Below are 14,931 nucleotides of genomic sequence, written 5' to 3' on the forward strand. Positions count from 1 at the left end.
ATTAATCTAATATTCGTGGACCGTTGGCATTAACGGCGGAAACGTATGTTTTACTTGCAATGTTTAAGCCAGCTAAATGAGTTTGAATGGTCCGGGTTATTTTGGTGGCCGTTTCTTCGCTTTTAGCAAACGCAAATACAGAAGGCCCTGATCCTGAAATTCCAAATCCGAGGGCGCCCTCTGAAAGCGCCAGTTCCCGCATCTTATAAAAATCAGGAATAAGAATGGAACGTGTCGGTTCTACCAGCACATCCTGCATACTTCTGCCAATCAGGTCGAAGTCGCCTAGAAATAAGCCGCTTACCAGGCCCGCTACATTTCCCCACTGAGTAACTGCATCCTTTAATAATACTTTGCTTCGGATCATCTGCCGGGCATCCCTTGTCGGTACATCCACTTCAGGGAAAATAATGGCCGTGAACAGGCTTGCAGGATGGGGAAGGCGTATAATATCGAGGGGCTCGTAACTTCTTATCAGTACAAATCCGCCTAACAACGCCGGGGCAACATTATCGGCATGGCCGTAACCGCAGGCAAGTTCTTCGCCTTTCATGGCAAAAGGTACCATCTGTTCCTGTGTAAGCTGATTATCAAGCAAAGAATTAATGGCAAATAAACCCGCTACGGTGCTGGCAGAGCTTGAGCCAAGGCCGCTGCCGATGGGCATTTTTTTATGAAGCTCAATTTCTACTCCGATATCAGTTCTTTCAATATGTTCCAGGTAATGGCTAACACTTGCACTAACCGTATTTTTTGCAGCATCCAAAGGTAGACGGCCATCGTCGCCGGTAATTTTAGAAATTGTCACTCCCGGTGTTTCTTTTCTGCGCATAATCACTTCATCGCCGGGTGCATCTACTGCAAAGCCCAGTACATCGAATCCACAAACTACATTAGCAACAGTAGCAGGAGCAAAAACTCTTATTGAATCTTTCATAGTTAAGCCCGGGAAATGTATATGCCCGGAAAGTTTGTTCTTTAAAAATAGTTCGGATAATTGGCACCAACGTTAACAATATCGGCAAAAACACCGGCAGCGGTAACTTCTGCACCGGCACCCGGCCCTTTCACTACCAGCGGACGTTCTTTATATCGCTCTGTTGTAAAGGAAATAATATTATCGCTGCCAGAGAGCATATAGAACGGATGCGTTTCGTCTACCATTTGCAGTGAAATAGAAACCTTGCCTTCGCCCAGCATTCCAATGTAGCGAAGTACTTTACCCTTATCGGCAGCTTCCTTCTTTAAGTTTTCAAAAAAGGCGTTGTTATTTTGCAGTTCCTTATAAAAATCTTCCACTGTTGCCGCATCTAAACAGGCTTGTGGCAGCATGCTTTGAATTTCTACATCCGACGGCTCTAACTGGTAGCCGGCATCGCGGGCAAGAATCAGCATTTTTCGCATAAAATCCGTGCCGCTTAAATCATCACGTGGATCCGGTTCTGTATAGCCTTTTTCCTGCGCCTCCTTAACCACATCGTGAAAAGTAAGGTCTCCTTTAAAATTATTGAAGATATAAGATATTGTTCCCGAAAGGATAGCTTCTATTCTGACTACACGGTCTCCGCTTACCATCAGGTCTTTTAACGTCCGGACGATCGGTAACCCTGCACCCACGTTTGTTTCATAATAAAAGTCCACTCCGTAAAGCTGCGACAGCTCTTTGAAGTTTTTGTATTGCCTGTACGAAGACGAATTACCGATCTTGTTACAGGTTACCACCGAAATATTCGATTTGAAAACCTCTTCGTAAGCGGATATCGGTTTAATGCTTGCAGTATTATCTACAAAAATGGCATTGGGAAGATTCATTTCCTTCATTCTGGCCACAAATGTCGATAAATCGGCCGGTTCACCTTCCTGCTCCAACGTTTCACGCCAGCTATCCAGCGCTATTCCGCCTTCTTTAAATACCATTTTACGGCTGTTACTTATACCAACTACGTTAATTACAACGCCGTTTTGCAGCTGAAGGAATTCACGATGGCCTTGTATCTGGCGGAATAAGGTTGACCCGATGTTACCTGTTCCCAGGCAGAAAATATTCAGATTTATTTTATGATTGGTATAAAATGCGTCATGAACGGCATTCAATGCTTTTGCCAGGTCGTTGCGGGATATGATAACCGAAATATTATACTCAGACGAACCCTGCGCAATTGCACGAACGTTGATGCCGTTTCTTCCCAGGGCATGGAACAGTTTGCCTGAAATGCCCGGCGTTTCTTTCATATTTTCGCCTACTATTGCCAGCACCGATAAGTTGTCTTCTACTTCGGGGCGTTCCAGCTTACGAGCTTCCAGTTCAAGTTCAAATTCCTGCTCAATTAATTTCAATGCTTTGTCTGCGTCCGCAGGATGAATGGCGAAAGTAATGCTGTGTTCGGAAGACGATTGGGTGATCAGGATGACGTTGATCTGCTCACGTGCCAGCAGGGAGAATAAGCGTCCGCTGAACCCGGCTTTACCCACCATTCCGCTTCCTAACAGATTGATCACGCTTATTTCGTTAATAGAAGATATCCCTTTAATAGCTAAATCAGATTCGCGGCAATCGTGGCGGATCACCGTTCCCTCAAAATCAGGCTCGAACGTATTCCGGATAACAATCGGGATTTTCTTCAAAAAGGCGGGAATCATGGTTGGGGGATAGATCACCTTTGCTCCGAAATACGAAAGCTCCATAGCTTCGGTATAGGAAAGCTCTTTTAACGGAAACGCTTTCTTTACAATCCGCGGATCGGCGGTCATCATCCCGTTTACATCTGTCCAGATCTCAATTTCCTTCGCGTTTAGGGCCGACCCGAAAATAGCCGCGGTATAATCGCTTCCGCCACGGCCTAAAGTGCTTATCCGGCCTTCTTCGTTACTGGCAATAAAACCGGTTACAAAAATTAGCTTTCCTTTATGTTGCTGATAAAAATCACGGATAAGGAGTTCTGTCAGTTCGTTGTTAACGCGGGCCTGCCCGAAGTTGCTGTCTGTTTTTATCAGTTCAGAGGCATCCGCAAAAACGGCATCGCCCGGAAAATACTGGTCGGCAATTTTGCTGATCATGAAGGCAGAACAACGTTCGCCGTAACTTAAAACCAGGTCCCGGGTACGTGGCGTTAGTTCGCCCAGGCTTAAAATTCCTTGCAGTAAATCTTCCAGTTCATTAAAAAATATTTTTAAGCGGGTAAATACAGGGTTCTGCCGCTGAATATCAAGCAGTGACTTGATCACTTCAAAATGGCGGTTTTCCAACTCGGCCAGGTGATGCGAAAAACGCTGCCCTTTCGAGGCATCTTCAGCCATGGCTGATAACAGGTTGGTTACTCCGCTCATTGCCGACAACACAACAACCGGATTTTCACCAACTGTTGTTTCACGCTTTAAAATTTCGAGCAAGGTACGGATGCTATCTGCCGATCCTACAGAAGTTCCTCCGAATTTTAATACTTTCATGAAGCCTAATTTTTAAACAAAAGCGCCTTCCCTTTGTGGAGGAAGGCGCTTTATGGGTGATATATCTTTATTTACACCAAATTACGATCTTCCTCCGGCAGTTAATGTACCGGTGCGGGTTGTCATCATCGTAATAATGGTATAATAAAACTTTGTCATTGTTATAAATCGGCGTAAAATAAGCAGTTAAAATCCACAATCACAAACAATTCTGTTAATTTTTTAAATTTCGCTTTAACTAATATCGTTTTGCCGAAATCTTTGTTAATCACTTTATTAAATTAGCGGCAAATGAAAGGGTTAGTAATTAAATCTACCGGCAGCTGGTACCAGGTTCTTACCGATGATAACAAGAAACTGGATTGCAGGATAAAAGGAAAATTCCGGACGAAGGATATTAAAACTACCAATCCTGTTGCTGTTGGCGATTATGTGGAAATAGAAGAAGAGCCCGACCAGGATACAGCCGTTATTACCCGGCTGTATGAGCGGAACAATTACATTATCCGCAAATCTGTTAACCTGTCAAAGCAGGCACAGATCATTGCTGCCAATCTCGACCAGGCATTTCTGATAGTGACCCTGGCATCTCCCCGCACATCGCTGGGCTTTATTGACCGCTTCCTGGTGACTGCCGAAGCCTACGATATTCCCGCATCCCTTGTTTTTAATAAAGCAGACCTGTTTAGCGAAGAAGGCTTTGAAGTACTCGAAGAATATAAAAATATCTATCAGAACATCGGTTATCCCTGTTATACTGTTTCTGCCCTGGGGGATATTAACCTCGGCCAGCTACAGGATTTGCTACAAGATAAAGTGACCTTGTTTTCCGGCCATTCGGGTGCAGGGAAATCTACCCTGATAAATAAGCTAATCCCCGACATAAATTTGAAAACAGGAGAGGTGTCTGAGTGGAGCGACAAAGGGCAACACACCACCACTTTTGCCGAAATGCACGCCTTACCGCAGGGAGGCTTCCTGATAGACACTCCCGGCATTCGGGAATTGGGTATAATCGACATAGAAAAGCAGGAGTTGGGACATTTTTTCCCGGAGATGAGGGAACGCATGCAAAATTGTAAATTTCATAACTGCCGCCACATCAACGAACCGGGCTGCGCCATACTGGAAGCAGTGGAGGAAGAAGAAATAGCACTTTCAAGGTACGACAGTTACCTGAGTATTTACATGGGAAATGATACGAGGAGTTAGAGTGTAGGGAGGTTGTGGGTGATAGGTTGTAGGTGATAGGTCGGGGGTGATAGGGTAACATCTTATAGGTTCTTGTTTTATCAAAGTTGTCAGATAGAACATCCTTTCGCATATAGAGAATACTTCGCCACATCCGAGCCCTTCAGATATTCTTTTTACTTTTTGCACGTCGTAAGCTGTTAAGAAAGAATTTACAAGAGAGTTATAATCACTGCAAACAATCACAAAAAATATTAGCCATAAATTTTTTCAGATGCCGCTGATTCGAGTTGAACTATGCTTTAATAAGAGTAATCAGAGTTTTGTTCCATTTGATGTTTTTATTTTTTAAGCAAAAAAAGAATTAAAACTTAATTCAGCCTTTTCATCAGTTGCTCTTCCACTTTTTTAAACACCTGTATCGGTTTCAGATTCCGCCATGTCAGATTATCAAGCTGGCCGCCAAAGTTTATGTAATAATCAATATGATTATGTTTAAACTCATCTACCACATGGTCCCTGAAATTTATACCGGCTATCCACCCGTCCTCAACATCCTGGAACCATTCCTCATAATACAGGTCGTCTGATGAATGAAAATTAAGAATATTTTCGCCGATCAGAATAAACTTATCTATTCCTTCTCTTATCATCAGCTCGATTATTTCGCGCTTTAACAGCATAATATCGTTATAAATAGCGTCGTTCCATTCGCCTATAAATTCTATAATAGCATAGCCCCTGTCATAGTCGGCAAATAGAACCTTCAGGTACAAAGTTTGAGAGCCAAACTCATCCCATTGCGGATGTATATAATAATTGTAAATCAGTTTATCATATTCAAATTCGCTATATTCTGTTTCGTAAAAAGGTGAGCGTTCATCTTCTGCAGCAATGTATTCATCACGCCACCTGTAAAAGGGCTCTATTTCGTGCATAATCCATCTTCACTTTTATTGCGGCTAAGCGCAACTGATTTTAATTTCTATTTCTTTGGAATCCCGCTACCGCATGTCGTACGCTTCCAAATTCATCCAGCAGTTTTTGGGCCAATTCTTCATCGGCACCGGTAGCCTGCATTACCATATTAACAGCACGTCCTACCAATTTATTATTGGTTAATTGCATGTCGACCATTTTATTTCCTTTTACTCTCCCCAAGCTGATCATTACGGTTGTACTGATCATATTCAGTACTAATTTCTGGGCAGTGCCTGATTTCATGCGGGTAGATCCGGTTACAAATTCGGGGCCTACAACTACCTCAACAGGATATTTTGCTGAAGCGGCAACCGGACTGCCCTGGTTGCACACAATACATCCTGTAATTATTCCCATTTCATTTGCCTTTTGTAAACCGCCAATTACATAAGGTGTAGTTCCCGATGCTGCGATACCTACCAGCACATCCTTTTCGCAGATATCAAATTCAAGCAGGTCTTTCCATGCCTGTTCCCGGTCGTCTTCGGCAAATTCAACCGCTTTACGTATCGCCGAATCGCCTCCGGCAATAATTCCTATTACCCAGTCAAACGGAACGCCGTATGTCGGAGGGCATTCGGAAGCATCTACAATGCCAAGTCTGCCGCTTGTGCCGGCACCGATATAAAACAACCTACCGCCTGCTTTCATTTTTTCTACTATTGCCTTTACCAGGTTTTCAATCTGGGGAATAGCCTTTTCCACTGAATAAGGCACCGTTTTATCTTCGTTATTAATACCCCGAAGAAGTTCATCTACTGACATTTTTTCAAGATCGTTGTATAACGAATCCTGTTCTGTGATTCTCTCCATAACACAATTTATGGCTGTAAAAATCGGAATTAAAATCAGAAGCAAAAATTCTGTTACCAGAATGTCTAATAATAAAAAAATATCTGTTTTTTTAATTTGAGCTCAGTATTTTTATAGCTCGTAATACTATGCGCTCATCTACAAAAAACAATCTGCTTATTGCCGCCTGTTATGCTTTAGCTTTAACCCTGGGAATGATTATCGGTCCGAAGTTTTCGAGGGATAATACGAGTAATAAAAATGGATCTTTTTTTTATGGCGGTACCGGAACAGGTTCGGTAAAAATTGAAAAAGTGCTGGAAATAATACAAGATAATTATGTAGATGAAGTAAAAACAGACACGCTACAGGCAAGCGCTATAGAAGAGATATTAAGTCATCTTGATCCGCATTCGCATTATTTGCCCCCAACAGAATCAAATTATCTGAATGAAGATCTGGAAGGCGAGTTTAACGGAATTGGTATTGAATATAACCTGGTTAACGATACACTTTTAGTTACTTACGTGAATGAAACCGGCCCGGCACATAAAGCGGGGATAAAATCAGGCGACCAGATCTTGAAAATCGATAAGCGGGCCATTGCCGGAAGCGGAATAAAAAAGTCGGAGATTGTGGACCTGATAAGAGGGAGGCGTGGTACAGGTATTGATTTATTGGTTAAACGGATGTCCAATCCTGCCAGGCTGATTCATGTAATCCGGGACAGGATTACGGTAAGCAGCATTGATATTGCATACATGCTGACCAATTCAACCGGCTACATTAAGATAAGCAAATTTGGAGCGAATACGGATAAGGATTTTATTGCTGCACTTTCCAGTCTTCAAAGCAGGGGAATGAAAAATCTGGTACTCGATCTTCGCGAAAACGGAGGCGGTTACCTGAATGCTGCAACTGCAATTGCTGATCAGTTTCTTAAAGATAACCAATTGATCGTATTCACACAGGGAAAACACGAACCCCGCACAAATTACACCGCAACAGGCAAAGGGAAGTTTGAAAAAGGAAAATTAGTTGTACTGATAGATGAAAATTCAGCATCAGCAAGCGAAATTCTTGCAGGCGCTATACAAGACCTCGACAGGGGAACTATTATCGGACGCCGATCCTTTGGGAAGGGGCTGGTTCAGGAACAATTTAATTTTTCTGACGGTTCTACCATGAATCTTACTGTCGCCCGTTATTACACTCCATCGGGCCGCTCCATACAAAAACCTTACAGTAAAGGAGCCGAGGCTTATTACAGCGAGGTTAACAGGCGCTATGAAAATGGCGAGTTAAAATCGGATGGAAAGCATTTACCCGATAGTATTTTTGATAGGAATAAAACGTATAAAACAGCTTCTGGAAGGTTAATTTATGGCGGTGGCGGTATAATGCCCGATATTTATGTGCCGATAGACACATCTGCCTACACTGATTTTTATTATGAAGTAAGCGCCCGGGGCTTACTGGAAGAATTTTTATTTAAATACCTTGTGAAGGAATTTAATTTTTCAAATCCTGCCCAGTACCTGAAATCGTTCACAGTAAGTGATACAACTTATAATAAAATTATTTCTCTTGCTTATTCAAAAGGCATTAAAGCCGGAAAAAAAGTGGTAGAGTTGAGCAGGCCGGCAATTAATAAAGAGCTGAAAGCGTTATTAGGCCGCTATTATTTCGGTAACGATATGTATTACCAGGTAATTAATGATTCCGATAGAGTAATTGCCCGTTCTCTGGCTGTACTTAACTAATTTTTAAAGTCCTTTTTTTCGAGATGCAAGGTGTCGGATGAAGCTGCCCTAAGCATGGAATCTCCTGCCCTTTCGGCTGCAATTGAATCTAACTTATCAGAATCATTGATATCAGACCGGCAAGCTGTAAAGTACATCAGAAAAGATAGCAATGGTAAAAAAAGTTTCCGCATACCTATTTCTGCCGAAAATATATCTGAACAGGCACCCCACTAAAATCGAAGTTCTCCCTCAGCTTGTTCTCTACAAACCGCTTGTAGGGCTCTTTAATGTATTGAGGCAGATTACAGAAAAAGGCAAACATGGGCGATGCCGCATTTATCTGCGTAGCATATTTAATTTTCACATATTTCCCCTTTAAAGAAGGAGGAGGATAATTCTCAATGATAGGAAGCATTACATCATTCAATTTCGATGTAGGGATCTTCTTGAATTTGTTTTCATATACATGCGCCGCAGCTTCTATCGCTTTAAAAATCCGTTGTTTTTCTACAACCGAAGTAAATACAATAGGAACATCGGTAAACGGCGAAATCTTTTGTCTTATCTGCTCTTCAAAGGCTTTGGCTGTTTTTTGATTTTTTTCTACCAGATCCCATTTATTTACCAGGATTACCACGCCTTTTTTATTTTTTTCTGCCAAGTGGAAAATGTTAATATCCTGCGATTCTATCCCTTCTACAGCATCAATCATTAAAATAACAACATCAGCTTCTTCCAGCGCTTTTATAGTACGCATTACCGAATAGAACTCAATATTCTCCTTTACTTTTGTTTTTTTGCGAAGCCCTGCAGTATCAATCAGCATAAATTCGTGCCCGTACTGATTGTAATGAATATGAATAGAATCACGGGTAGTACCGGCAATCGGTGTAACTATATTTCGGTCTTTACCTATTAAAGCATTAATCAAGGAAGATTTTCCAACATTCGGACGGCCTACAATTGCATATTTCGGCAGGGTAGATTCCTCTTCCGGCTCCTCGTTAAAATTTTTAATCACTTCATCAAGCAATTCTCCTGTTCCAGAGCCTGTCATGGATGAAATGGGATAAATATCTCCAAGGCCAAAGCTGTAAAAGATAGAAGTTTCGTTGAGAAGCGCATTATTGTCAACCTTATTGGCAACAACAAAAACAGGTTTTTTGCTTCGTCTGAGTAGTTTTGCAATTTCGTCATCCAGGTCTGTAATGCCCGTAGTTACATCAACCATAAAAAGAATTACAGTAGCTTCTTCTATTGCAATTATAACCTGCTCCCGTATTGCAGTTTCAAATACATCTTCCGAGTTGGCTACATATCCGCCTGTATCTACTACTGTAAATGGTTTGCCTACCCATTCTGCCATCCCGTAATGACGGTCGCGGGTAACACCGCTCATGTCATCAACAATTGCTTTACGGCTTTCTGTTAACCTGTTGTATAAAGTAGATTTTCCAACATTGGGGCGGCCTACTATTGCTATAATGTTACTCATTTTATTCTTTAAATTGTGTAAATCTGGTTGGAGCTATTGGCTCATAGCTTTCAGCTCTCGGCTAAAGCTATGCTTCATATCCAAACCTTTTCAGATAATTTTGGCGGTTACGCCAGTCGGGCAAAACTTTAACAAACATTTCAAGAAACACCTTTTTTTGAAGAAACTCCTCAATATCCTGCCGGGCATATGTACCTACTTTTTTAAGCATCTCCCCTCCCTTACCAATCAAAATATTTTTTTGTGAATCACGTTCAACTATAATTTCTGCACTTATTCTTGTAATTCTTTCTTCTTCTTTAAATGCAGTTATAATTACTTCTGTACTGTACGGAATTTCTTTCTCGTATAACTTAAATATTTTTTCTCTTATTATTTCAGAAACGAAGAACCGCTCTGATTTATCAGTTAATTCATCTTTTTCGTAATAAGGGGGATGCTCAGGCAGATTATCCAGTACAAACTGCATTACTGCTTCTATGTTATGAGAAAGCTTGGCTGATACAGCAAAAATCGCTTTTGGATTTAATGTTTCCTGCCAGTAAGCAACCTTAGCTTTTACGTGCTCTTCTGTAGATTTATCTATCTTGTTAATAATTACCGCAACTGGCGAAGTTGTTTTTTTTAACTTCTCGATCACATCGCTTTCATCGTAACGTTCATTAATATCGGTTACCAGTAAAATCACGTCCGAGTCTACCAATGATTCATTTACAAACGTCATCATCGACTCCTGCAAACCGTAATTTGGTTTTATGACTCCAGGCGTATCAGAAAAAATGATCTGATAATCAGGTTCATTTACAATTCCCAGGATTCTGTGACGAGTTGTTTGCGCCTTTGGAGTGATGATAGACATTTTTTCACCTACCAGCGCGTTCATTAACGTAGATTTTCCTGCGTTGGGTTTTCCAATTAAACTCACAAATCCGGCCTTATGCGACATGAAAATTATTTTAAAAAATATTTGGACTGCAAAGAAACGAAATATATCTTTGCAGTCCAATTAAAAGCAAGACAGAATATCTGGAAAGCTTAAAATTGTCAAAAGTGCGGGGTGGAGCAGTTGGTAGCTCGTCGGGCTCATAACCCGAAGGTCATCAGTTCGAGTCTGGTCCCCGCTACCTGCAAAAGCCGGAGAGTGATCTTCGGCTTTTTTTATTGCCTAAAAATTTTTTAGCTTTCTACCACAGTTGCAGTATTAAACTCCTTTTGATTTAATCCTTCACGGAAAAGAAATTTATCTATAATAAAAAAGGGATCGAGTAAAACTCGATCCCTTTTTTGTAGCCCGTAGGGGAATCGAACCCCTGTTTCAAGAATGAAAATCTTGCGTCCTAACCCCTAGACGAACGGGCCTGATAATCAAAAATTAAAAAAGTAAGGCCTTCTACCTTTAACCTTTTCCCTTAAGCCTTTATTTTAAGAGAGTAGCCCGTAGGGGAATCGAACCCCTGTTTCAAGAATGAAAATCTTGCGTCCTAACCCCTAGACGAACGGGCCTTTTACCAATTTTAAAAAGACTAACCTTTTTGTTTTTGGGTCTGCAAAGATATAATAAGGAAGAGTATAGTACAACAAAAATTTAAATTTCTTTCAGCTGCATTTAAAGCACCGCTTCTTAACATTAACTTAATGTTCCATTAATCATTACGTAATCTCTCCTTAACATATTTGCTAAAATAAAAATGACAGGTATGAAGAAAAATATGTTGTTCTTTTCGGTTATGCTGATAGTTGCAGCCTGCGGGGGAGAAAAAAAACAGGTATCAGAATCGGGATTATCCGGCGAAATTAAAATAGACGGATCAAGTACTGTGTATCCTTTATCAGAAGCGATGGCTGAGGAGTTCCGGAATGAGGCGCCCGATGTAAGAGTTACCGTCGGTGAGTCAGGATCAGGTGGCGGATTTAAAAAATTCTCACGCGGGGAAACAGACATTAACGATGCATCCCGCCCGGTAAAATCAGAAGAACTGGAACTCTTCAAGCAGGGGAATATTGACTTTATAGAGCTTCCGGTTGCTTATGATGGGCTGGCGGTAGTTGTAAACAAAGCAAATACGTTTGTGGATCATTTAACAGTTGCCGAGTTAAAAAAGCTCTGGGAGCCCGCAGCTCAGGGTAAAATCAAGACCTGGGATCAGGTACGTTCTACATTTCCTAAACAACCTATTAATTTATACGGAGCCGGAACAGCTTCCGGAACCTACGATTACTTTACCGAAGCGATTGTAGGCAAGGCTAAGTCCTCACGGGGCGACTACAATGCCAGTGAAGACGATAACGTGCTGGTGAAGGGAGTCTCATCCGATAAAAACGCCCTCGGATTTTTCGGTTTATCGTACTATGAAGAAAATTCAGATAAGCTTAAAATCGTTCCTATTGATAATGAAAATGATGCTGATGGGAAAGGTGCAATTGCTCCAAGCGTAGAAACCGTTACAAATGGCACTTACCAGCCTCTGGCTCGTCCTCTGCTAATTTACATTAGCACCAAATCTGCTGATAAGCCTCATGTAAAAGCTTTTATTAATTTTTATCTTGATCAGGCAAATACGCTGGCGAAAGAAATAGGAATTGTACCCTTGCAGCCGGAAGTGTACAAGCTGGCTAAAACACGTTTTGAAAAAAAGATTACCGGAACTGTATTTGAACCCGGTAAAAAAACAGTAGGCGTGCATTTGACCGATCTGTTCAAGATAGAGAATAAGTAATCTTTCGAGGACGACGCTCTTCAACAAGAAAATTTTTGCGCAGACAAAATGTTTAAGCTGAAAGAAAAAATAATTGAAGGATTTCTTATAGTATCAGGTTTAATTACTGTACTTACAACAGCAGGTATTGTACTGGTACTGGCAACAGAAAGTGTCCGTTTTTTTAACGAAGTATCTTTCAAAGAGTTCTTTACAGGTACAGAATGGACACCACTTTTTGCAAAAAAGAAATTCGGAATTCTGCCACTGGTATCCGGGACGTTATTAACTACTGTAATTGCTGTACTGGTAGCTTTGCCGTTGGGCTTAGTAATCGCCATTTTTTTGAATGAATATGCTTACAAAAGGTTTACATCCGTTATTAAACCTGTACTTGAAGTATTAGCAGCAATTCCTACAGTTGTGTATGGATTTTTTGCTTTAACCTTTGTCACCCCTTTTCTTCAGCGTTTTATACCGGGCCTTTCCGGCTTTAATGCCCTCTCGGCTGGTATGGTTATGGGCGTAATGATAATCCCTTACATCTCATCTTTAAGTGAAGATGCTTTAAGGGCAGTACCTAAATCGCTGCGGGAAGCTTCGTACGGGATGGGTGCAACACGCTTTCAAACAGCCTTTAAAGTAATGGTGCCGGCAGCCTCTTCTGGCATTATTGTATCGGTTATCCTTGCAATTTCAAGAGCAGTTGGAGAAACTATGATAGTAGCAGTTGCCGCCGGCCAGGAACCGAAATTAACAGCCAACCCCCTCAGTTCCGTAGAAACAATTACCGCATATATTGTACAGGTTAGCATGGGAGATATCCCTCATAACTCCTTGGAATACAGCACCATTTTCGCCGCAGGTTTGGCTTTGTTCATTTTCACATTTGTTCTTAATAATATCAGTTTCTGGATAAAACGAAAATACCAGCAGAAGTATGAATAGCACCAAACTTAACAGGATTGAAGATACGATATTCAAGTACTTCGCTTTTTTTTGCACCTGCCTCGGCTTAGTCTTTCTGGGGGTTCTGTTATACGATGTTTTCTCAAAAGGATTAGCCCGGATTGATTTTGATTTTCTTACCAGTCTGCCTTCACGGCGTCCGGAAAGAGCAGGAATTTACACTGCGTTGTTAGGCATGATCTGGATCCTGATCCTTACCGTCCTCTTCGCTTTTCCTGTTGGGATCGGGGCCGGAATTTACCTCGAAGAGTATGGAAAGAGAAACAGGCTGGCAAATATCATCGAGATAAATATTTCAAACCTTGCGGGAGTTCCTTCCATTATTTACGGAATATTAGGATTGGAATTGTTCGGCCGTTTATTAAAGCTAGGCAACAGCGTACTAGCCGGAAGCTTAACTCTTTCACTGCTGATTTTACCGATAATTATTGTATCAACCCGTGAAGCAATTAAAGCTGTACCCTCATCCCTGCGGGAAGCATCGTACGGACTGGGTGCTACAAAATGGCAAACAATAAGTAAAGTAGTGCTTCCTTCAGCTTTTGGCGGGATCATGACCGGATTAATTCTGGCAATATCCAGGGCTATTGGCGAAACAGCACCATTAATCGTTATCGGCGCTTTGGTATATGTCCCTTTTGCCCCGGCTAATCCTATGGATGAGTTTACTGTCCTAACCATTCAAATCTTCAACTGGGTTTCACGCCCGCAGGCCGGCTTTGTTACCAATGCGGCGGCGGCAATTATTATACTCCTCTCCTTTACTTTTTTAATGAATGGAATTGCTGTCATTATCAGAAACACGTACAATAAAAAAACAAGATTTTAACTAACATGAATAAGCTTGAGGCAAAAAATGTAAACCTATATTACGGAACCAAACATGCCCTTAAAAATATCAGCATAGACATTGCTCCCCATACGGTTACAGCTTTTATCGGCCCCTCCGGATGCGGTAAATCTACTTTCTTAAGGTGTTTTAACCGCATGAACGATTTAATAGATAATGTGAAGATTGAAGGCGAAGTTTTAATTGACGGGAAAGACATCTACAACAGAAAACTTCATGTAGACGAGCATAGAAAAAGAGTGGGAATGGTTTTTCAAAAGCCTAATCCTTTTCCGAAAAGTATTTATGAAAACGTTGCTTTCGGGCTGCGTATTAACGGAATAAAGAGAAAAGCAATTCTGGATGAAGCAGTAGAACGTTCATTGCAACAGGCGGCATTATGGAATGAAGTTAAAGATGACCTGAAAAAATCAGCGCTTGCTTTATCCGGTGGTCAGCAGCAAAGGTTATGTATTGCACGTACGCTTGCAGTGGAGCCGTCGGTAGTGCTGATGGATGAACCCGCTTCAGCACTCGATCCTATTTCTACCTCGAAGATTGAAGAGCTGATTTACGAGCTGAAGAGTAAATATACTATTGTAATAGTTACTCACAACATGCAGCAGGCGGCAAGGGTGAGCGATAAAACGGCTTTCTTTTATTTAGGCGAACTGGTTGAGTATAACAATACGAGCACCATTTTTACCAATCCGGCTAAAGAACAAACGCTCAATTACATCACCGGCAGATTCGGATAGTTAAATAAAACTTTTTTTCATCTTACTA

General features: G+C 41.4%; 13 protein-coding genes and 3 tRNA genes. 7 read left to right on the forward strand and 9 right to left on the reverse strand.

The annotated features are described in order from the left end of the window. Position 1 precedes the first annotated feature (1 nt). Together ACLCDL_RS06010 and thrA are read right to left on the reverse strand one after the other, a co-directional pair. Positions 2-937, reverse strand: a complete 936-nt coding sequence (locus ACLCDL_RS06010; RefSeq protein ID WP_423147374.1) for a homoserine kinase — start codon at positions 935-937, stop codon at positions 2-4. 41 nt (positions 938-978) lie between these two features. Next, positions 979-3,447 (reverse strand): bifunctional aspartate kinase/homoserine dehydrogenase I, encoded by a 2,469-nt coding sequence (thrA, locus tag ACLCDL_RS06015; protein ID WP_423147375.1) that lies wholly within the window; start codon positions 3,445-3,447, stop codon positions 979-981. A gap of 291 nt (positions 3,448-3,738) precedes the next feature. Here thrA and rsgA point away from each other — a divergent pair, with 291 nt between their 5' ends. Continuing rightward, the gene (gene rsgA / locus ACLCDL_RS06020) at positions 3,739-4,659 is read left to right on the forward strand and encodes a ribosome small subunit-dependent GTPase A (RefSeq protein ID WP_423147376.1); all 921 of its coding nucleotides are present in this window, start codon (positions 3,739-3,741) and stop codon (positions 4,657-4,659) included. A gap of 350 nt (positions 4,660-5,009) precedes the next feature. Here the strand turns inward: rsgA and ACLCDL_RS06025 are convergent, their stop codons facing one another. Together ACLCDL_RS06025 and murQ are read right to left on the reverse strand one after the other, a co-directional pair. Next, positions 5,010-5,576 carry a hypothetical protein gene (locus tag ACLCDL_RS06025; RefSeq protein ID WP_423147377.1) on the reverse strand — a complete coding sequence of 189 codons (567 nt, stop codon included), beginning with the start codon at positions 5,574-5,576 and terminating at the stop codon, positions 5,010-5,012. A 40-nt stretch (positions 5,577-5,616) separates the two neighbouring features. Then, a complete protein-coding gene (murQ, locus tag ACLCDL_RS06030) occupies positions 5,617-6,432 on the reverse strand; it encodes an N-acetylmuramic acid 6-phosphate etherase (RefSeq protein WP_423147378.1) in 816 nt (271 codons plus the stop codon). Between the two features lie 128 nt (positions 6,433-6,560). Between murQ and ACLCDL_RS06035 the strand changes: the two genes are divergently transcribed. Beyond that, positions 6,561-8,174 (forward strand): S41 family peptidase, encoded by a 1,614-nt coding sequence (locus ACLCDL_RS06035; protein WP_423147379.1) that lies wholly within the window; start codon positions 6,561-6,563, stop codon positions 8,172-8,174. Here ACLCDL_RS06035 and ACLCDL_RS06040 read toward each other — a convergent pair. The 3 genes from ACLCDL_RS06040 to era all read right to left on the reverse strand — a co-directional run bounded on the left by ACLCDL_RS06040 (position 8,171) and on the right by era (position 10,597). Continuing rightward, positions 8,171-8,347, reverse strand: coding sequence for a hypothetical protein (locus ACLCDL_RS06040; RefSeq protein WP_423147380.1), 177 nt, complete (start codon positions 8,345-8,347; stop codon positions 8,171-8,173). The genes ACLCDL_RS06035 and ACLCDL_RS06040 overlap by 4 nt on opposite strands. 2 nt (positions 8,348-8,349) lie before the next feature. Then, entirely contained in the window at positions 8,350-9,651 is a 1,302-nt protein-coding gene (gene der, locus ACLCDL_RS06045) for a ribosome biogenesis GTPase Der (RefSeq protein ID WP_423147381.1), read from the reverse strand. Between the two features lie 67 nt (positions 9,652-9,718). Then, positions 9,719-10,597, reverse strand: a complete 879-nt coding sequence (gene era, locus ACLCDL_RS06050) for a GTPase Era (protein ID WP_423147382.1) — start codon at positions 10,595-10,597, stop codon at positions 9,719-9,721. Positions 10,598-10,702: 105 nt separating this feature from the next. Between era and ACLCDL_RS06055 the strand changes: the two genes are divergently transcribed. Continuing rightward, positions 10,703-10,775: transfer RNA gene (locus ACLCDL_RS06055), tRNA-Met, on the forward strand. 163 nt (positions 10,776-10,938) lie between these two features. On the opposite strand, the gene ACLCDL_RS06060 is transcribed toward ACLCDL_RS06055, so the two are convergent. Both ACLCDL_RS06060 and ACLCDL_RS06065 read right to left on the reverse strand, forming a co-directional pair. Continuing rightward, positions 10,939-11,010 (reverse strand) — tRNA-Glu (locus tag ACLCDL_RS06060). A gap of 72 nt (positions 11,011-11,082) precedes the next feature. Next, positions 11,083-11,154: transfer RNA gene (locus ACLCDL_RS06065), tRNA-Glu, on the reverse strand. Positions 11,155-11,348: 194 nt separating this feature from the next. Between ACLCDL_RS06065 and ACLCDL_RS06070 the strand changes: the two genes are divergently transcribed. From ACLCDL_RS06070 to pstB, 4 genes are read left to right on the forward strand one after another with little or no spacing between them, the layout of a single operon-like run. Beyond that, positions 11,349-12,368 carry a PstS family phosphate ABC transporter substrate-binding protein gene (locus ACLCDL_RS06070; RefSeq protein ID WP_423147383.1) on the forward strand — a complete coding sequence of 340 codons (1,020 nt, stop codon included), beginning with the start codon at positions 11,349-11,351 and terminating at the stop codon, positions 12,366-12,368. A gap of 48 nt (positions 12,369-12,416) precedes the next feature. Further along, the gene (gene pstC / locus ACLCDL_RS06075) at positions 12,417-13,295 is read left to right on the forward strand and encodes a phosphate ABC transporter permease subunit PstC (protein WP_423147384.1); all 879 of its coding nucleotides are present in this window, start codon (positions 12,417-12,419) and stop codon (positions 13,293-13,295) included. Further along, positions 13,288-14,145 (forward strand): phosphate ABC transporter permease PstA, encoded by an 858-nt coding sequence (gene pstA, locus ACLCDL_RS06080; RefSeq protein ID WP_423147385.1) that lies wholly within the window; start codon positions 13,288-13,290, stop codon positions 14,143-14,145. The genes pstC and pstA overlap by 8 nt, the downstream gene beginning before the upstream one ends. 5 nt (positions 14,146-14,150) lie before the next feature. Then, positions 14,151-14,903, forward strand: coding sequence for a phosphate ABC transporter ATP-binding protein PstB (gene pstB, locus ACLCDL_RS06085; protein WP_423147386.1), 753 nt, complete (start codon positions 14,151-14,153; stop codon positions 14,901-14,903). The last annotated feature ends 28 nt before the right edge of the window (positions 14,904-14,931 follow it).

The sequence above is a fragment of the Rubrilithobacter danxiaensis genome, assembly GCF_047272945.1.
Taxonomy (GTDB): domain Bacteria; phylum Bacteroidota; class Bacteroidia; order Sphingobacteriales; family Sphingobacteriaceae; genus Rubrolithibacter; species Rubrolithibacter danxiaensis.

Excerpts from the sequence above, each read along its gene's own strand:
- ACLCDL_RS06010 (WP_423147374.1), bottom strand. The coding sequence starts at position 937 with ATGAAAGATTCAATAAGAGTTTTTGCTCCTGCTACTGTTGCTAATGTA.
- thrA (WP_423147375.1), bottom strand. The coding sequence starts at position 3,447 with ATGAAAGTATTAAAATTCGGAGGAACTTCTGTAGGATCGGCAGATAGC.
- rsgA (WP_423147376.1), top strand. The coding sequence starts at position 3,739 with ATGAAAGGGTTAGTAATTAAATCTACCGGCAGCTGGTACCAGGTTCTT.
- ACLCDL_RS06025 (WP_423147377.1), bottom strand. The coding sequence starts at position 5,576 with ATGCACGAAATAGAGCCCTTTTACAGGTGGCGTGATGAATACATTGCT.
- murQ (WP_423147378.1), bottom strand. The coding sequence starts at position 6,432 with ATGGAGAGAATCACAGAACAGGATTCGTTATACAACGATCTTGAAAAA.
- ACLCDL_RS06035 (WP_423147379.1), top strand. The coding sequence starts at position 6,561 with ATGCGCTCATCTACAAAAAACAATCTGCTTATTGCCGCCTGTTATGCT.
- ACLCDL_RS06040 (WP_423147380.1), bottom strand. The coding sequence starts at position 8,347 with ATGCGGAAACTTTTTTTACCATTGCTATCTTTTCTGATGTACTTTACA.
- der (WP_423147381.1), bottom strand. The coding sequence starts at position 9,651 with ATGAGTAACATTATAGCAATAGTAGGCCGCCCCAATGTTGGAAAATCT.
- era (WP_423147382.1), bottom strand. The coding sequence starts at position 10,597 with ATGTCGCATAAGGCCGGATTTGTGAGTTTAATTGGAAAACCCAACGCA.
- ACLCDL_RS06070 (WP_423147383.1), top strand. The coding sequence starts at position 11,349 with ATGAAGAAAAATATGTTGTTCTTTTCGGTTATGCTGATAGTTGCAGCC.
- pstC (WP_423147384.1), top strand. The coding sequence starts at position 12,417 with ATGTTTAAGCTGAAAGAAAAAATAATTGAAGGATTTCTTATAGTATCA.
- pstA (WP_423147385.1), top strand. The coding sequence starts at position 13,288 with ATGAATAGCACCAAACTTAACAGGATTGAAGATACGATATTCAAGTAC.
- pstB (WP_423147386.1), top strand. The coding sequence starts at position 14,151 with ATGAATAAGCTTGAGGCAAAAAATGTAAACCTATATTACGGAACCAAA.